Here is an 18,175-nt window from a genome sequence, read left to right on the forward strand (position 1 = left end):
ATTGTTATCGCTATAAACTAAAACAACGCCAGATTACACGCCACTTTCACGATTATCTACAAGCCTTACAGAATTACCATGTTTATGCATTTGAGTTAATTTTTTAATGGATTGCATTAATGGTCACTTTTATACTAAAGTAATTTTAGATAAAATTTTTTACAGTAATGGAAGCAGCTAAAAAGCATGGAGTCATTTTAGAAAAAACAGATCGAAATTTTGAAGAATTAGGAGTTTTAAATCCTGCAATTTATCAAGACGGAAACAACATACACATGTTTTACAGAGCTGCAAAAAAGGGGAATTTCTCTACGATTGGTTATTGCCGCTTTGAAGGCCCAACAACTTTAGTGGAAAGAAATACACAACCCATTTTTGTTCCTGAATATATTTATGAAATTCATGGTGTCGAAGATCCTAGAATTACTAAAATAGACGACAGTTTTTACATGACTTATGTTACTTACGACGGAATTAACGCTTGTGGAGCTCTCGCTGTTTCTAAAGATTTGAAAGTTTTTAAGAAGAAAGGAATTATTACACCGAAGTTTATTCTTCACGAATTTACAAACTTAATTAGAAAGCATTTACAGAATCCGAGCATTGCTAAGATTTTAGCTTTTAATACAGAAAGAAATTATCCGTTAACGGAAACCATTAAAGAAAACCTGTTTGTTTGGGATAAAAACGTAGTTCTATTCCCGAAAAAGTTCAATGGGAAATTTGTTGCACTGCATCGATTATTTCCATCTATTCAGATTTTTTCGTTTGAAAAAAAATCTGAACTCACAGAAGATTTTTGGAAAGATTACTTAAAAAATCTTCCCGATCATATTGTAATGGAACCTAAATATGATCACGAAACAAGTCATATTGGTCCAGGAGCCCCGCCAATAGAAACAGCAGACGGCTGGCTTTTAATTTATCATGCTGCTGAAAGAAGAGAGAAAGGTTTGGTTTATCATGCTGCGGCTGCTTTATTGGATTTAGAAGATCCTTCAAAAGTTATAGCCCGACTACCAAAACCTATTATTACTCCTTCTGAATATTATGAAAGACATGGATATGTCAATTATGTGGTTTTCCCCACTGGAACAGCCATTTTTGACGACCAACTATATATTTATTATGGCGCTGCCGATGATAAGATTGCGGTGGCATCTCTGAACCTGAACGAGTTATTAACCGAGCTAAAAATGAATTCTCATGAAAACAATATCAAATAAATCAAAAATAGTTTTTTTATCTACTTTTCCGCCTACGCAATGCGGCATAGCAACCTATACTCAGGATACCATTAAAGGAATCACAGATGTTTACGGTAAATCTATCAAATGCGAAATATGTGAACTTGTTGATAAACCCAAAGACCAACCGACACAAGCATTTACCTTAAACACAAAAAATCGAGAAGAATATGCTAAAGTCGCCGAGGAAATTAATGCAGATAAAACTGTGAAATTGATTCATATTCAGCATGAATTTGGTTTGTTTTCAGGAAATTATGGAGACCATCTTTTAGATTTTTTAAATGCTATAAAAATCCCAGTTACGTTTACTTTTCACAGTGTAATTCCTAATCCGAATGACGAATTGAGAACATTTGTAAAGCTATTATTGAGCTACAGCAATTCGGTTTTTGTAATGACTAATAAATCAAAAGAAATTTTAATTAAAGACTACGACATCAATGAAGAAATAATTACTTGCGTGCCTCATGGGACTCATATTGTGGTATATGAAGCACCAGAACAGGCAAAAGAAAAATTAAATATTCAAGACAGATTAGTACTTTCAACTTTCGGGCTTTTAGGCGAAGGAAAAAATATAGAAACAGGCTTACAGGCATTACCAAAAATTATCGAAAAAGCACCAAATGCCTTGTATTTAATTATAGGAAAAACACATCCAAATTTAATTAAAGACGGCGTTGATACTTATCGAGATAAATTGGAAGGTTTGGTTAAAGAGTTAAATCTTCAGGATAATGTTCGTTTCATAAATAAATATTTAGATACTGATGAACTTTTGGAATATTTGAAAGCGACAGACATTTATATGTTTACTTCCAAAGATCCAAATCAGGCCGTGAGTGGCACTTTTGCTTATGCAATGAGTTGTTCTTGTCCGATTGTCGCATCTAAAATTCCGCATACCAAAGAAGTTTTAACTCCAGATTCTGGAATTTTATGTGATATTGGAAATGCTGATCAATTTGCAGAAGCCGCAATTAAATTGATCGAAGATGAAAACTTAAGACACGAAATGGGAATTGGTTGTTTCACCAAAATGCGTGCTTCTTCATGGGAAAATGCTGCGATTACTCAAATGAATACTTATAAAAACTTAATGAAAAATCCATCAGAAATTAAATATAGCTATCCTGCTATTCAGTTAAAACATATTAAAAAATTAACTACCGAATTAGGAATTATCCAATTCAGTAAAATTTCGATCCCAGATTTAGATTCAGGATATACTTTAGATGATAATGCAAGAGCTTTAATTGCTTTTTGCATGCATTACAAACTGACTCAGGACAAAGACGATTTGGCTTATATTTTAATTTATTTAGATTTTATTCAACGTTGCCAAAAACCTAAAGGAGATTTTATCAATTATGTCGATCAGGAAAACCGCGAACATATTGAGCAAAATGCAGAAGTGAATTTAGAAGATTCTAATGCAAGAGCAATCTGGGCTTTAGGAACTGTCGTTTCAATGTCAGATCTTCTTCCAGAGGCGATTACCAAAAAAGCGACAAGATGTTTATTGAATTCATTAAAATGGGCCGAAAATATTCAGTCGCCACGATCAATTGGTTTTGCTACAAAAGGTTTGTATTTGTACCATTCTACAATTCCTAATTTATATGTTGCTGCAATCATTAATAAATTGAATGCTAAACTTTTGGCAAATTACGAAGATACAGCTACAGAAGACTGGCAATGGTTTGAAAATTATCTGACTTATGGAAACGGAATTCTTCCAGAATCTATGCTTTATGCTTATTTAATTACCAACAAACCGGTGTATAAAAAAGTAGCTTTGGACTCTCTAGATTTCTTGATTTCTAAAACATTTATCGACGGAAACTTTAAAGCCATTTCAAATCAAAGCTGGCATCATAAAGGTTCAGAACCAAGTGAATATGGCGAACAGCCAATTGACGTTACTTATACGATTCAGACATTAAATGCATTTTATAATGCTTTTAAAACTCCAGATTATAAAAAGAAAATGAAAGCGGCTTTCAACTGGTTTTTAGGCAAAAATCATTTGAACCAAATTATGTATAATCCCGTAAGCGGTGGCGGTTACGACGGACTTGAAAAACATAATGTCAACTTAAATCAAGGTGCAGAATCAACCGTATGTTTCTTAACTGCCAGACTCTTAATGGAAAAATTAGCAATTTCACAATCACGAGTTATACCTTTAATGAAATCCCGTACAGGATTAGCAATTAATTCGTAATTTTATAAAATGAAGCTAACCAAATACTTCACTTTTTTAAACCCGGAAAATCCCTTTCTTATCGAAAGGGATTTTTTGTTTTCAAACATTTCCTAAAACGTTGTTTCTTCCTTTTTATTGTGCATCATTCGATGAAAATTATATAAACTTCCTCAAAAGTTCTGTAAGATTTTAATTCTTAAAAAAAAGTACCTTCATATAGAAACTGAAAGTGTCTTTTCACCATTCAGTTTTTCATTTTTTAGGATTCACATTAAAACAAAACATTTTGATTCTCGACATAAAAAATACATTCGCCGAAATTGGAGAAACCACAATATTCGCTAAAAGGTTTTTTAAGGAGGTTTTTATTCCGCCTTATGAAACCAGAGAGTTTCTAAAACAATGCTATATTATTGGATATAAATCTCTCCCATTAGTTGCAATTACAGGTTTTATTATGGGATTGGTGCTTACGCTTCAGTCGCGTCCAACGTTGGTGAAATTTGGAGCCGAATCTTGGCTTCCAGGAATGGTTGCGCTTTCACTAATCAGAGAAATTGCTCCCGTTATTACAGCTTTGATTTGCGCTGGAAAAATTTCGTCAGGAATTGGTGCCGAATTAGGTTCTATGAAAGTGACAGAACAAATTGATGCTATGGAAGTTTCAGCTGTAAATCCGTATAACTATTTGGTGGTGACACGTGTTTTAGCCTGCACTTTGATGGTGCCTATTTTAGTCTTTTTTGCAGACGCAATTGGAATTATTGGCGGATATGTAGGCATCAACATTCATGGAGACGTCAATTTTTACAGATTTCTAACCCAAATCATTCAATCCTTAGAATATTTAGATCTGCTTCCTGCGACGCTAAAAACTTTCTTTTTTGGATTTTTTATTGGAATGATTGGCTGTTATAAAGGTTTTAATGCTTCTAACGGAACAGAAAGTGTGGGACAAGCCGCAAACTCTGCTGTTGTAACGGCGTCGTTAAGCATTTTTATAATTGATATGGTTGCTGTTCAAATAACCGATTTATTCTTTTAAAATGATGAAGGAAAAACTACATAAAGAACCTAAAACAAAAGAAAAAGATCTAACTCCAATTATTGAGATTAAAGATCTGCATAAAACTTTTGGAAAAGATAATGCCGTTTTAAAAGGCGTAAATCTCACTTTGAATAAAGGTGAAGATTTAGTGGTTTTAGGACGATCTGGCTCTGGAAAATCAGTAACCATAAAATGTATCGTCGGATTGATTGAACCAGACAAAGGCGAAATTAAAGTCTTTGATGAAAACGTTCTTAATATTTCTAAAACAGAACTTAACGCCATTCGAGTTCGAATTGGTTTTTTGTTTCAAAGTGGCGCATTGTACGATTCAATGTCGGTTCGCGAAAATTTGGCTTTTACCTTGACCAAACATAAACGTGATTTAAGCAGTGATGAAGTTGAAAATGAAGTAATCGAAGCACTAGAAAATGTTGGTTTAGCCGATGCAATTGACAAAATGCCTTCTGAACTTTCGGGCGGAATGAAAAAAAGAATTGGCTTAGCACGAACTTTAATCTTAAAACCAGAAATCATTTTATATGACGAACCCACAACTGGTTTGGATACGATAACATCACGAGAAATCAGCGAATTGATTTTAGACATTAAACACAAACAAAAAACGTCTTCGATTATTATCACACACGATATGGCTTGCGCCAAATTAACTTCTGATCGAATTGTGGTTTTAAAAGACGGTGTAATTCACGCTGAAGGAACATACGAAGAACTAGAAAAAGACGAAGACGAATGGGTTCGCTCATTTTTTGAATAAAGCAAAATAAATAATAGAAATCATGGAAAAGGAATCAGGATCTACTTGGAAATTAGGAATGTTTGTAACAATTGGTTTACTGCTTTTTATAATGGCTGTGTATTTCATTGGAAAACAGCAAAATCTTTTTGGTTCAACCTTTCACATTAGTTCTCAGTTTAAAACTGTAAGTGGTTTAGAAGTTGGAAATAATGTGCGTTTCTCTGGAATTAATGTTGGAACAGTAGAACAAATTCAGTTAAAAAATGATTCGACAGTAAACGTCATTTTGGTAATGAAAGAAGATGTTCGAAAATTCATTAAAACCGATGCTACAGCAAGTATTGGTTCTGACGGTTTAATGGGAGACAAAGTTTTAACGATTTCTCCAGGTGCCAAATCTCAAAAAGAAATTGAAGACAACGGCCAAATTGCTTCTGTTGACGGAATTGAAATGCATGATATTATGAAAAGTGTGAAGAAAAGCGTGGATAATATTGGTATAATTTCAGATGAAATTGCCATTTTCAGCCATAGCATGAACAACGGAAACGGCGCTTTAGCAAGATTGGTAAGAGATGATAAAATGGCCAACAGCGTTTCGAATACACTTTCTAATCTAGAAAGCGGTACAAAAGGCTTCAGCGAAAACATGGAAGCCGCAAAAAGCAATTTCCTTTTTAGAGGTTACTTCAAGAAAAAAGAGAAAAAGGCAGAAGAGAAAAAAGAAAAACAAGAAGAAGCTAAAAAAGAGAAACAAGAACAACAAGAAAAAGCTGCTAAAGAAAAAGAGGAAAAAGAACAGAAAGAGAAAGAAGAAAAACAAAAACAGGAAGAAGCTAAAAAAGCCGAAGCCGAAAAGAAAAAATAAAAAGATAATAAATCTCAAATTTTAAATTCCAATTCTCATTTTATGTCTTCCTGAGCGTAGTCGAAGGACACGCAAAGCAAAACACACTTATATAGATTAAGCATGCGATCCTTCGACTACGCTCAGGAGGACAAACATTGTGACAATTATTTTGAAAAGAAATCAAAAATCAGCAAAATATATCACAATTAATAATTTACCATTCACAATTAAAAGTATATGCCTTCTACATTCAAACATACCGCCTTAAAAGTCTTGAAAATTACTGGAATTACAATTGCGGTAATTTTGTTTTTGCTGTTTATTATTCCTTTACTTTTTCCTGGAAAAATTGCTTCGGAAGTAAAGAAGATTGCGAACGAACGTTTAGATACAAAGCTTGATTTTACAAAATCTAAACTTTCTTTTTTTACACATTTTCCTTCGTTGACTGTTTCGCTAGATGAATTGTCTTTAACGGGTTCTAAGCCTTTCAACAACGACACTTTACTAAAAGCGGATCAAGTTGCTTTTGGAATCGATATAAAAAAACTGCTTTTTGATAACGAAGTTAAAATCAATAAACTTTACGTTTCTGATGCTTTAATCAATATTATGGTTAATGAACAAGGTCAGGCGAATTATAATATTTATGTGGCTCCAGAAGATCGAAAAGATGAAAAAAAAGATCCAAATGCTCCAGAAGAAGGAACAGCAATTCGATTGGAACGTATTGATTTACAAAATTGTCATGTAAAATATAACGATCGTTCTGCAAAAATTTTAGTTGATGCAAAAGGTTTTAATTACATCGGAAAAGGAAATCTAAGCGAAGACATTTTTGACCTTGCTACCGATGCTAAAATTGATAATCTCGATTTCTATTATGACCGAACTGGTTATTTGAGACGAAAAAAAGTTAGTGCAGATTTAATTACTCGAATCAATACGCACGCCCTTACTTTTATTTTGCAAAAAAATGAACTTCATATCAATAAATTGCCTTTAAAATTTACTGGTTTATTTTCTATTTTAAGAGATGGATATAAAATCAACATTAAAGCTGCTTCAGAAAATACAACTGTAAAAGACTTATTGTCAGTAATGCCACCAGAATATTTAACATGGCTGGAAAAAACCGAGATTTCTGGAAGAAGCGATTTATTGCTTAGTTTTAAAGGAGATTATAATGTTCAAAAAAAGCAAAAACCAAACTTGGCTTTCAATTTAAAAATTAACAAAGGTTCGGTAAATTATAAAAACGCACCAGTTCCTTTAACCGATTTTAAAATGGATTTGAATGCTATTCTTCCGTCTTTAGATATAGAACAGCTTTTGGTAAATCTTAGAACATTAAAATTTAAAGTTGGCGAAAAAGACTATTTCAATGCTTATTTGCACAGTAAAGGTTTAAGCGAAATGAACCTTAATGCAAGTGTAAAAGGCGCGTTAGATCTTGCTGTTGTTGATGCTGCTTTGGGATTGGAAAATATTGATTTAAAAGGAATTTTAAAAACCAATATTCAGGCAAAAGGACTTTTTAGCACTTCGAAAAAACTGTTTCCAAAAACTATTGGCGGAATTTCTCTGCGAAATGGTTGGCTTAAAACAAAATATTATCCAAATCCAATTACCAATATCACTTTTATAGCCAATATGCTTAATAAAGCAGGAACTTATCAGGATTTGATTGTTGCCGTTGCTCCAGCTTCTTTTGTCTTTGAAGGAAATCCAGTTTATGTCAACGCCACTTTATCTGATTTTAGTGATTTGGCTTATAATGCAAAAATTAAAGGCGAGCTTAATGTAGGCAGAATCTATCAGGTTTTCTCAGAAAAAGGTCTTGATTTGACGGGTTATGCCAAAGCCGATCTTTCGCTAAAAGGAAAACAAAGTTACGCTACAACTGGTCAATATGATAAACTGGATAACAAAGGCACATTATTGCTTAAAAATATAAAAGCGACTTCAGAATTGTTTCCGAAGGCATTCTTTATTAAACAAGGAAATTTCCGTTTTCAAAATGAGAAAATGTGGTTTGAAAAATTCAACGCTTCTTATGGAAAATCTGATTTTGACATAAATGGTTATCTTTTAAATACAATTAATTATTTCTTAGAATCTAACGGAACTTTGAGCGGAAACTTCAATTTAAAATCAAAACTGATCAATGTTGATGAATTTATGGCGCTCGAAAAAGGAGAAAATAAAGACCGTACGCTTGCCGTTGATTATGCCAAGGAAGATCACCCAAAAATGAGCGGTGTAGTGATCATTCCTAAAAACCTGAATGTCAGTCTAAACGCCAATGCAGACAAAATAGAATACAACGGATTGGTCCTTAATAAATTAACTGGAAAAACTGGTATAAAAAAAGAAGGATTTTACTTAGAAAACATTACCTTTAATATCATCGACTGCATTTTAGGTATAAATGCCTCTTATAGAGACGAATCGCCAACATCTGCACACTTTGATGCTCATTTTACAGCAAAAGATTTTGATGTTCAAAGAGCTTATAAAGAGATTCCGATGTTTCATGACATGGTTACTGCTGCTGAAAAAGCATACGGAATCGTATCTGTCGACTATAAAGTCAAAGGAGATTTGAATGGAAATATGGGGCCAATTTACGAATCTCTTCAAGGCGGCGGAACGATAAATTTACGTGATGTAAAAATTAAAGGACTGAAACTTTTTGACGGAATTAGTTCTAAAACAGGACAAAACGGTTTGAATAATCCTGATATAAAGGGAATTGAAATCAAATCGACTATAGATAAAAACCTTATTAATGTTGAGCCATTTACCTTTAGTGTGGCAGGTTTTAAACCCACAATTAAAGGAACTACAAGCTTTGATGGACTATTGGATCTTAGAATGCGTTTAGGTCTTCCGCTTTTCGGAATTATAGGTTTCCCGATTGTAATTACAGGCACGCATGAAGCTCCAAAAATTAAAATATTCAGCAAAACAGGCCAGGAAATAGATCCTGCTGTTTATGACAAGAAGAACAATAAAGTAATTCGAGAAGAAAAAGTAAGCAAAACAAAAAACAAATAGTAATGAATTCTAAATCTCAGCAAAGCAGTGCATTCGAAAAGTTTGCTTCAAAAGTTTCAAAAGCTGCCGGAAGCACAACTGCTTTTATCAGCGCATTTATTATTGTTGTTGCTTGGGCGGTTTCTGGTCCTATTTTCGATTATTCTGAAACCTGGCAATTGGTCATTAATACAGGAACTACGATTATTACTTTTTTGATGGTTTTTTTAATTCAAAAAGCACAAAATAAAGATTCGCTTGCCATTCAGTTAAAATTAAATGAACTCGTAGCGTCAAATGATTTATCGAGCAATAGTCTTGTTGATATTGAAAGCATGACCGAAGAAGAAATGATTATCATTCAGAAATATTATCACCGATTAAGTGAACTGGCCAAAAAAGACCAAAGCATCAGAACTTCACATTCTATCGCCGAAGCACATGAACTTCATAATCGTAAAAAACAAAAAAATGTAAAACCAAATAAAACAAAACGAACTCCCAAAAACAGCTCTAAAAAATAACCAAAAATGAAACTAAGTTCAACCGAAACCTATTGGCCATTAAAAAATGCCATAAAACAAAGTTACCCTTCATTAGATTCCGATATTAACACTGACATTCTAATTATTGGCGGTGGTATTACAGGCGCATTAATCGCTTATAAATTATTGAATGAAGGAAAAAAAATTGTTCTTGTAGACCGTCGCGACGTTTGTGGCGGAAGTACTTCTGGAAGCACTGCTTTACTGCAATATGAAATTGATGTTCCTTTACATCAGTTAATTAAACTCCGTGGCGCGCGCTGTGCTATTGATAGCTACCAAAATGGTAAAAAAGCCATTTTTGATCTTCGAAATATCATTGACACTGTTGGCAGCGATTGTGGTTTTGAATTCAAAAAAAGCATCCTTTTTACTACTTTGAAGAAGGATGTTCCGTATTTAAAAAATGAATTTAAAACCCGAAAACAGCATGGTTTTGAAATTAGCTGGCTCAGCCGATTTGAACTTCAAAAAATGGGTTTAAATGCAATTGCCGGAATCGAATCTAAAACTGCTGCTGTTATGGATCCGTTTAAATTTGCAACTGATCTTTTATTTCATTGTCATGAAAAAGGAATGCAGATTTTTGATCGAACCAATATAGCTTCAATACAGCATCAAAAAGGCAACATTATTGCTACAACAGATTCAAAACGCGTCATAACAGCCGATCATATTATACATTGTACGGGTTATGAAAGTACAGAAACAATAAAAGAAAAAGTAGTCGATTTAAAAAGTACTTACGTTATTGCTTCTGAAAGTCAGACTGATCTTCCAGAAAATTTCAAAAATGCTATTTTTTGGGACACAGCATCGCCTTATCATTATTTTAGAACAACTGAAGATAACCGTATCATAATGGGTGGCGGTGATGAAGATTTTAAAGACACCAATAAACGTGATAAATTGCTTCCTAAAAAAGAACAATATCTTTTAAAACAGTTTTTCAAGAGATTTCCCGATTTAGATTTTAAGATCGATTATTCTTGGGCGGGTACTTTTGGTGAAACGAAAGACGGACTTCCCTACTTCGGAAAACCAAATCCGAGGAAAAATGAGCATTATATTCTTGGCTTTGGAGGAAACGGAATCACTTTTAGTGTAATCGGAATGAATTCGATCTTGGATTCACTTAATAATAAAAAGAATACGGATTTAGATTATTATCGATTTGGACGTTAGAGAAAGGTTGCTAAGTTTCTGAGATACTAAGATTCTAAGTTTTTACTTTAAGTAAATAACAAAATCCTCAGGTTTTGAATTCTTCAAAACCTGAGGATTTTACTTTATATATCATGCTTTATAGCTAACGACAAAACTTAGAACCTTAGAATCTTAGTATCTCAGAAACTTTATCACGCTGTAATAGCCAAAGAACTCAAATTAAACTTATATTCTTTTGGGCTGCAGTTGAATTTTTGTTTGAATATTTTAGAGAAATAACTTCTGCTGGTAAAACCAATGCAATACACTATTTCTGAAATATTTAAATCAGAAGTTCTAATTAAGATTTCGGCTTTTAAAACTCGCATGTGTGTAATGTAATCGTTGACTGTGCGATTATGAATCATTTTAAAACCTTCCTGAAGTTTATTTGGAGAAAGACCAGATTTTTTACTTAATGCTTTTATTGAAAAAGCTTCTTCTGGACTTGATTTTATAAATTCAGAAAGCTCTTTTATTTCTTCCATTTCTCTTAAAGTCAATCCGTTTGATTCATTTGCGAAAGCGTGTAAATCGTCAGAATGTTGCTGAATTTCCATTGCAAGAATAATTCTCAAAATTCCTTCTTTCAATAAATTACGGACAATGCCTGTTTGTGTAATCGAATTAAGCTGCTCAATTTTTTCTGCAATCTGCAAATTATATGAACCAATGTAAAAGAAATCTTGAACTAAATTATTTTCGAAAAAAGTATCTTTTACTTGTTGATTTAAAGAATGATTTTGATTTTTTGCATCAATTTCGGTTCCAACTATTATTAAAGTAAGCTTCGTTTTTTTTCCTTTTTCAAAAAACAAAACATTATCCTGATTCTGTTTAGAAGTTACAATTGCAGTTTGAAAGGTTTTTAATTTTCGCTCTTCGCCATTTAATCCGAAGCTATGCGAAAGATTGCCTTTCGAACAATAAGCAAAATAAATAGGCGAAGATTTTACATTTAGAATATCCAATCTAACATCAGTTGAAAATGTCATATCAAACTGAACATACGAAATATTATCATTAAAAGAAGCCCCCATAATTGAACCTTCCGCAAAACTATTTTGTACTTCTAGTGTATATTCGTCTAAGTCAAAAGTCACTTTTCCGCCAAAATTAGTATGAAGTTCATCAAATATATTTTGAGTTTTTTCTGTATTTATAGTAACTATTTTCATGGTGACTGGATTTTAATTCTATAATTTGCTAAACCGTTTTTTAGATGAAAGCCATAAAGCTTTTCTTAAAAAACTGAAAGTCAAAGTTCGCCCAAAGACAGACCAAAAATGTTATATAATTTTCTCGTTTTGTTTTATAATTCCTTATTAATGATTATTTTAACTAAAAGAAAAAAATCGAATTAAATAAAAATGAAAAGTTTCTCCTTTGCTCCTATAAGTTCTCCAAATTCTAAAATTCTGATTTTAGGCACGATGCCTGGAACAAAATCTTTAGAACTCAATCAATATTACGGTCATAATCAGAATAACTTTTGGAAATTTATGTTCCAGATTTTAGGTGAACAATTTTCTAATGATTATGAAATCAGAAAAACTTTATTAATAAAAAATGATATTGCTGTTTGGGATGTCTTACAATTTTGCGAACGTGTGGGAAGTCTAGATAGCGCTATTAAAAATGAAATTGCAAACGATTTTGAAGATTTTTTAGAAAAACATCCCAAAATTGAAAGCATTCTTTTTAACGGACAGAAATCGGCGGCATTTTTTAAAAAGTATGTTCATTTAACTAAAGAATACAAGACTTTTACTCTTCCGTCAACAAGTCCCGCCAATGCTGGCAAGACTTTTCAAGAGAAATTGAGCGAATGGAATGTCATTAAAGAGCTTATTACAATAGCTTGAATTTTATATAATTAAAATGCAAATATTGGAATCATGTAACTTTTTCCGATTAAAATATAACAAATCGCAACCACTCTTAAAGTAATTTTACATCAAAGAAAAATAAGCCATATTGTAGATTGATGAACGAAATGGAAAGGCTTTCTTCTTATTAAAATCGACAAAGCAAACTGTAAAAGGTTTAGTCTATAAAGAGAACATTGGTTATGTTAGTTTATTTTTGGGAAAAAGCTACTCTATAGAAATATAGAGTAGCTTTGTTTTTATAGGCTACCATCTAAACAAAAAAGCATGAAAATTCAAACATATTACAATCATATAAGGTTTTACACACCGCACCATTTTATATATTATCCTATTTTAATTCTGTTTTTAATCGCCAGCATTTATTTGAGTATTAAAACAGAAGATCATTTAATTTGGGGATTTATCAGTGTTGCATTTGTATTTCTATTCGTCATAGCGTATATGTTGCGCCAGCATTATGCTCTTACACTTCAAAACAGAATTGTGCGATTAGAAATGCGTTATCGCTATTTCAGTTTAACTGGACAAAGATTTGAAGAATTTGAATACAAATTAACTGACGATCAAATATTTGCTTTACGTTTTGCACCAGACCACGAATTAATTCCGCTTATAAAAGATGTTTTAAAGAACAATTTAACTGGAAACGCCATCAAAAAAGCAATTGTACACTGGAAAGCCGATTATCATAGGGTTTAGTTTCTATTTTTCTTTTTATTGAAAAGAAGATAAAACACAAACAATACGATCCAAACGGAAACAATTACAATAAAATAGATTCCAATAATATTGGGATGAAGGTAATTTGGTTCGTAAAATAATTTATCTAAAGTTGTAAATTTTTCGCCAAGCGCTTTTCTATCAAAATTATTACGAATTCCGTTCAGCGGTTCATCGCGATTATCTCTATAATGATAAACATCTTGAGTCAGTTGCTTCGGAATCAGATTCGTTTCTATATTGTATTTTCTAAAAAGCGTATCCAATTTTTGAAATGTAAACGTCAGTGAATCTTTCTTAGAATTATAAAGCAATTTATAGCGATCTACTGCCGCTTGATATCTTTGTTTATCAATTGAATCTCCTTGAACGGGGCTAAATAAAGATTTGTTTTCCAAAAAGATACAAATATCTTCGTCATGTTCTGGATGCACTGGAACACTTTTAAAAATAATTTCTATACTATCATTTATAACCTTTTTAGAAATAATTCTTTTGTATAATTCCTCTTTATTAAAACTCAAAATATTTAGAATGCTATCGGCTCTATCTATCGTTTTATCAAAAGTGTCGGCTAATGTTTTAATTGTGTCAATACTATAATAGCTATTCTCAATTATTGGGTATTCTCCAGCCGAAATCGTATCTTCTTCTTTAGTCACCGGATACGGTTTTGGATATAAAATATTCTCGTAATTAAACAATTTTTCAGAACTATAAGAGGTATATCCATACAAAAACGGATTTAATACATTGAGTAATTTTTTGTCATTATTAAAATCATTTTCAGATAATTCTGTTTTCAGTTTTGCATTCATTCCAAAACTATAACTTATAAAAAATGAAAAAGTCAAAAATGAAATCAGAAATAAACAAACTCCAATCTTAAATGCATTTCCGCCTTTATAATTTTCTCTGGAATGATTTCGAACTAGAAAAATTAAAAAGAAAAGTAAAAATAAACCACTCACAAAAAAGTGCGAAATCGAAACATCATCGTAAAATTTAAATCGATAAAATTCAGTGTAGATATTAATATTTTTTAGCCCTTTAAAGGTAAAATAACCATATAAAAAATAAACTAGGTGAATTAGGGCTAATACGATTACAGATTTAATGAAATAACGCTTTAGATTTTTAGTCATGGCTTTAAAAGTTTCTAATGTGCTGAGATTCTAAGTTTTTTTTCGAGGTTTCTAATATACTGAAATTTTATTTTAGCAAAAAAATATTACAAATAAAAAAAGACGCGAAAAATCACGTCTTTAATCGAAAGAATTTCCGTAGAGACGCACTGCAGTGCGTCTAAATGTGGAATATATGTAATCTGACAATCTTTCGTAAGATGCACTGCAGTGCATCTCTACAGATATAGAAATTAATTTTGTAACATTAAAGAAACCTTTGTCCCTTAGAACTTTTACTTAGAAATATCAAATCCCTCTTTCAAGATTTCACTTTCAACCTTATCAATCAATTTGTTGGTTTTACCTGTAAGCTTTTCTTTTTTCCAATCTCCTTTTACATAAAGAATCAAAGTGATTAAAGCCGTTGCAACAGAAGCAATCGGGAAAGCCCACCAGATTCCAATTTTACCTAAAGAAGTATTATGAGATAAAATGTAAGCCAACGGAAACTGAATTACCCATTGTGAAACCAAAGTCAGAATCATAGGAAGTTTTGTGTTTCCGACAGCTCGGAAAACGCCAGTTAGACAAAGCTGTAAACCTAAAAACCCCCAAGAAAGACAAGTAATTCTCAGCAATTCTGTTCCTCCTTTAATAACCGCTTGATCTCTTGGAACAAAAAATGCAATTAAATAGGGCGCAAAAATAAAAGCTATGATACCGAGACCTGTCAATAATCCGAAACCAAGATAGGCTCCAAGTTTTGAGATTTCGGCTGCACGGTCAATATTTCCAGCACCGATATTTTGCCCCACAAGGGTTGCAATTGCCATTGATAAACCCAAAGCTGGAATTAAAATCAGCTGAATCAAATTAGAACCAGCTCCGTAAGAAGCAACTGTTAGCGTTCCGAAACGAACAATCAAAAACGTAATTGCCATCATTCCTAATGCGCGCATTGACTGCTCAATCGAAGAAGGAAATCCAATTTCAAAAGCTCTCTTAATGTGTTTATAATCAGGTTTAAAATCTGCAATACGGAGATGAATTCCGTGTTTTCCTCTAAACAAAATCGCAAATCCAATTATAATCGCGAGAAGCTGTGTGAATAAAGTCGCCAAAGCCGCGCCTTTTACGCCCATAGCTGGAATAAAATTCCATCCATAAATAAACAGCGGATCCAGGGCAAAGTTCAAAATAACAGTTCCTAAAACAATATAAACGGGCAGTGTAACACGTCCAACTCCACGCATTATTGATTGGAAAATCATAAATCCGAAACTAAAAACTAAACCAATAAATGCCACTCGCATAAATCCTAATGCATCAACATAAACTGTAGGCGTTACTTTTAGCAGATATAAAAAATACGGACTCAAAATATATCCAATAATCGACAAGACTACCGAAACGATAATAACCATCGATAATGTCTGTGCAGCCACGTGGTTGACCATTTTTTGGTTTCCTGCGCCAAAATATTGTGCAATTAAAATAGAACCAGCAATAGCTAATCCAGTTCCCAATGCAATGGTTAAAAATATTACGGGTGTGCTTATCGAAACGGCTGCAACAGCATCTCCGCCTAAACGTCCTACCCAAAAAGCATCTACCAACTGATATGCGGCTTGTAATAAATTAGCAATCATAATCGGGATTGCTAATTTTAATAATGAAGAAAGGATTGGTCCTTCTAACAATTCATTTTTTTTCATTTATTCAAAATAAGTATTTAAAAATCAGTTGACATGTCAACTTTTAAAGATTAAAAAAATTATAGGGTTTCTAGTTTGTCTGCATACGATCTTACTGCATTCAAAGCTTCTACTCTTTCTTTTGGAGTAAACACAGACATCACTTCTTCTTCGGCTCTTTTCATCAGAGATCTAATGCTTTTAGCCAAAGTAATTCCTTCATTTGTAAGACTTACAATGTTTTTTCGTTTATCCATTTTGTCTTTTACAACCTCAACAAGATTCTTTTTTTCGAGTGCTGTTATACTTCTTAAAATAGACGATTTATCCCTCATTGTTTTGTCTGACAATTCTCTTTGCGAAAGACTTTTATGATGCAGGATCATCAACAATGGCAACTGTTCTAGCTGTAATGTGATTCCTGATTCATTCATTAACGCATTTGTACGCCTGAAAATTGCTCGTTTAATACGATGAATCTGAAAGAAGAAACTATCTGATATTTCTTCTTTCCAAAAATTTGAAAAATTCTCTTTATCGGTATGTTTAATTTCCATGCGACAAAATTACAAAAAAGAGTGACATGTCAACTATTTTTTGTAATAATTCCTTATTTTACTGATAACCAATTAATTCCTTAAAATAATTCAGATATAAAAACAAAAATGAACGATTATTTTTACTAACTTTAATTGTTAAATATTACCTAATAAAAACTTAAAAACTACTCTGATGAAACAATTATTTATTTTTTTGGTAATGATGCTCCTTTGGATTCCGTTAAACGCTCAAACTGTTGCTGAAACCAGTAAAGAGGAAGACTTAACAACTTTTAAAACTGAAAAAGATGATTTTCAAGATAGTACTGTAGATGACCTGCCCTGGCACAATAGACGCTTTAAAGTTACTGCCGGCGGTTTTTTTCCTGTAAATAATACTGTTGTTCAAGTTGAAGGAAATAACGGAAATGTAGGAACTGAAATTGATCTTGAAAGTGATTTAGGGTTTTCTAAATCAACTGCATCATTTTTAGGAACATTTGATTGGCGCATATCCAAAAGATCCCGATTAGGTTTTGAATATTTTGTGCTAGACAGAACTGCAACAAAAACGCTGCAAAGAGATATTAATTTCGGAGATCATACTTATCCAGTGAATGGAAGTGTTCGAGGTACTTTTAATGTACAAATTGCCAGAATTGCTTATGGCTACGCTATTCTATCTAAACCTAAATATCAAGCTGGTCTATTAATTGGAGCGCATGTCCTTTTTGCAGATTTAGGTTTAAAATTAGATGCTAATACACAAAGTGTAGAATATCATGATAATTTTAACTTTACTGCTCCACTGCCAGATATTGGAATATGGGGAGAATTTGTTCTTGGAAAACGCTGGGGTTTATATGCCAACGTAAATTATCTCGCAGTAAAAATTGATGAAACCGATGGCCGAATCATAAGCTACAATTTGTCGGTTTTATATAATGTTGTTCAAAACTTTAGTCTTACTGCAGGTTATACTGGATTGAATTTTAGAATAGATACTGTCCAAGACCGATTAAACGGTTTCTTGAAATGGGGATATAATGGACCAACAATAACTGCAGTTTACACTTTCGGCAAACATGTTAAAGTAACTAAATAAAGGTTCTGAGGTGCTAAGATACTAAGGTTTTAAGGTTTTTTAACCGCTAAGAACGCTAAGAATTACGCAAAGTTCGCAAAGGTTTTATACAAAGCTTTGCGAACTTTACATTTTTATAAAATCCACCTTAAAAAATCTTTGCGTGCTTTGCGAAAAAACTTTGCGCTCTTTGCGGTAAAATTATACTCAAA

Annotated in this window: 15 protein-coding genes; 11 read left to right on the forward strand and 4 right to left on the reverse strand. The window is 32.6% G+C overall.

All coding sequences use genetic code 11. The features are described from left to right. Nucleotides 1-167: 167 nt before the first annotated feature. The 8 genes from V6624_RS20080 to V6624_RS20115 all read left to right on the forward strand — a co-directional run bounded on the left by V6624_RS20080 (nt 168) and on the right by V6624_RS20115 (nt 10,886). On the forward strand, nt 168-1,226 hold the full coding sequence (locus tag V6624_RS20080) for a pesticidal protein Cry7Aa (RefSeq protein WP_111289422.1): 1,059 nt from the start codon (nt 168-170) through the stop codon (nt 1,224-1,226). Continuing rightward, the gene (locus V6624_RS20085; RefSeq protein ID WP_338839972.1) at nt 1,207-3,477 is read left to right on the forward strand and encodes a glycosyltransferase; all 2,271 of its coding nucleotides are present in this window, start codon (nt 1,207-1,209) and stop codon (nt 3,475-3,477) included. The genes V6624_RS20080 and V6624_RS20085 overlap by 20 nt, the downstream gene beginning before the upstream one ends. Nucleotides 3,478-3,745: 268 nt before the next feature. Then, on the forward strand, nt 3,746-4,504 hold the full coding sequence (locus tag V6624_RS20090) for an ABC transporter permease (RefSeq protein ID WP_338839974.1): 759 nt from the start codon (nt 3,746-3,748) through the stop codon (nt 4,502-4,504). A 4-nt stretch (nt 4,505-4,508) separates the two neighbouring features. Continuing rightward, a complete protein-coding gene (locus V6624_RS20095; RefSeq protein ID WP_394364529.1) occupies nt 4,509-5,285 on the forward strand; it encodes an ABC transporter ATP-binding protein in 777 nt (258 codons plus the stop codon). A gap of 22 nt (nt 5,286-5,307) precedes the next feature. Further along, the gene (locus V6624_RS20100; RefSeq protein ID WP_338839975.1) at nt 5,308-6,135 is read left to right on the forward strand and encodes an MlaD family protein; all 828 of its coding nucleotides are present in this window, start codon (nt 5,308-5,310) and stop codon (nt 6,133-6,135) included. 219 nt (nt 6,136-6,354) lie between these two features. Beyond that, complete coding sequence (locus V6624_RS20105) at nt 6,355-9,177, forward strand: AsmA-like C-terminal region-containing protein (RefSeq protein ID WP_111289412.1); 2,823 nt, start codon at nt 6,355-6,357, stop codon at nt 9,175-9,177. A gap of 2 nt (nt 9,178-9,179) precedes the next feature. Next, nucleotides 9,180-9,680 (forward strand): low affinity iron permease family protein, encoded by a 501-nt coding sequence (locus V6624_RS20110; RefSeq protein WP_111289410.1) that lies wholly within the window; start codon nt 9,180-9,182, stop codon nt 9,678-9,680. A gap of 6 nt (nt 9,681-9,686) precedes the next feature. After that, entirely contained in the window at nt 9,687-10,886 is a 1,200-nt protein-coding gene (locus V6624_RS20115; RefSeq protein ID WP_111289408.1) for an NAD(P)/FAD-dependent oxidoreductase, read from the forward strand. A 173-nt stretch (nt 10,887-11,059) separates the two neighbouring features. On the opposite strand, the gene V6624_RS20120 is transcribed toward V6624_RS20115, so the two are convergent. Next, entirely contained in the window at nt 11,060-12,085 is a 1,026-nt protein-coding gene (locus V6624_RS20120) for a helix-turn-helix domain-containing protein (RefSeq protein WP_111289406.1), read from the reverse strand. 192 nt (nt 12,086-12,277) lie between these two features. Here V6624_RS20120 and V6624_RS20125 point away from each other — a divergent pair, with 192 nt between their 5' ends. Together V6624_RS20125 and V6624_RS20130 are read left to right on the forward strand one after the other, a co-directional pair. Beyond that, on the forward strand, nt 12,278-12,772 hold the full coding sequence (locus V6624_RS20125; RefSeq protein WP_111289404.1) for a DNA-deoxyinosine glycosylase: 495 nt from the start codon (nt 12,278-12,280) through the stop codon (nt 12,770-12,772). Nucleotides 12,773-13,063: 291 nt separating this feature from the next. Beyond that, nucleotides 13,064-13,498, forward strand: coding sequence for a DUF6526 family protein (locus V6624_RS20130; protein ID WP_111289402.1), 435 nt, complete (start codon nt 13,064-13,066; stop codon nt 13,496-13,498). On the opposite strand, the gene V6624_RS20135 is transcribed toward V6624_RS20130, so the two are convergent. From V6624_RS20135 to V6624_RS20145, 3 genes are all read right to left on the reverse strand, one after another. Beyond that, nucleotides 13,495-14,664: a hypothetical protein gene (locus tag V6624_RS20135; protein WP_111289400.1), complete on the reverse strand. Its 1,170-nt coding sequence runs from the start codon at nt 14,662-14,664 to the stop codon at nt 13,495-13,497. The genes V6624_RS20130 and V6624_RS20135 overlap by 4 nt on opposite strands. A gap of 275 nt (nt 14,665-14,939) precedes the next feature. Continuing rightward, nucleotides 14,940-16,361 (reverse strand): MATE family efflux transporter, encoded by a 1,422-nt coding sequence (locus tag V6624_RS20140; protein ID WP_111289398.1) that lies wholly within the window; start codon nt 16,359-16,361, stop codon nt 14,940-14,942. Nucleotides 16,362-16,420: 59 nt separating this feature from the next. After that, the gene (locus tag V6624_RS20145) at nt 16,421-16,897 is read right to left on the reverse strand and encodes a MarR family winged helix-turn-helix transcriptional regulator (protein WP_111289396.1); all 477 of its coding nucleotides are present in this window, start codon (nt 16,895-16,897) and stop codon (nt 16,421-16,423) included. A gap of 175 nt (nt 16,898-17,072) precedes the next feature. Here V6624_RS20145 and V6624_RS20150 point away from each other — a divergent pair, with 175 nt between their 5' ends. After that, complete coding sequence (locus V6624_RS20150; protein ID WP_111289394.1) at nt 17,073-17,984, forward strand: hypothetical protein; 912 nt, start codon at nt 17,073-17,075, stop codon at nt 17,982-17,984. The last annotated feature ends 191 nt before the right edge of the window (nt 17,985-18,175 follow it).

Origin of the sequence: Flavobacterium ginsenosidimutans (assembly GCF_037478105.1) — a bacterium.
Lineage (GTDB): Bacteria > Bacteroidota > Bacteroidia > Flavobacteriales > Flavobacteriaceae > Flavobacterium > Flavobacterium ginsenosidimutans.

Excerpts from the sequence above, each read along its gene's own strand:
- V6624_RS20095 (WP_394364529.1), top strand. The coding sequence starts at position 4,509 with ATGAAGGAAAAACTACATAAAGAACCTAAAACAAAAGAAAAAGATCTA.
- V6624_RS20110 (WP_111289410.1), top strand. The coding sequence starts at position 9,180 with ATGAATTCTAAATCTCAGCAAAGCAGTGCATTCGAAAAGTTTGCTTCA.
- V6624_RS20150 (WP_111289394.1), top strand. The coding sequence starts at position 17,073 with ATGAAACAATTATTTATTTTTTTGGTAATGATGCTCCTTTGGATTCCG.
- V6624_RS20135 (WP_111289400.1), bottom strand. The coding sequence starts at position 14,664 with ATGACTAAAAATCTAAAGCGTTATTTCATTAAATCTGTAATCGTATTA.
- V6624_RS20080 (WP_111289422.1), top strand. The coding sequence starts at position 168 with ATGGAAGCAGCTAAAAAGCATGGAGTCATTTTAGAAAAAACAGATCGA.
- V6624_RS20100 (WP_338839975.1), top strand. The coding sequence starts at position 5,308 with ATGGAAAAGGAATCAGGATCTACTTGGAAATTAGGAATGTTTGTAACA.
- V6624_RS20105 (WP_111289412.1), top strand. The coding sequence starts at position 6,355 with ATGCCTTCTACATTCAAACATACCGCCTTAAAAGTCTTGAAAATTACT.
- V6624_RS20120 (WP_111289406.1), bottom strand. The coding sequence starts at position 12,085 with ATGAAAATAGTTACTATAAATACAGAAAAAACTCAAAATATATTTGAT.
- V6624_RS20145 (WP_111289396.1), bottom strand. The coding sequence starts at position 16,897 with ATGGAAATTAAACATACCGATAAAGAGAATTTTTCAAATTTTTGGAAA.
- V6624_RS20115 (WP_111289408.1), top strand. The coding sequence starts at position 9,687 with ATGAAACTAAGTTCAACCGAAACCTATTGGCCATTAAAAAATGCCATA.
- V6624_RS20140 (WP_111289398.1), bottom strand. The coding sequence starts at position 16,361 with ATGAAAAAAAATGAATTGTTAGAAGGACCAATCCTTTCTTCATTATTA.
- V6624_RS20085 (WP_338839972.1), top strand. The coding sequence starts at position 1,207 with ATGAAAACAATATCAAATAAATCAAAAATAGTTTTTTTATCTACTTTT.
- V6624_RS20125 (WP_111289404.1), top strand. The coding sequence starts at position 12,278 with ATGAAAAGTTTCTCCTTTGCTCCTATAAGTTCTCCAAATTCTAAAATT.
- V6624_RS20130 (WP_111289402.1), top strand. The coding sequence starts at position 13,064 with ATGAAAATTCAAACATATTACAATCATATAAGGTTTTACACACCGCAC.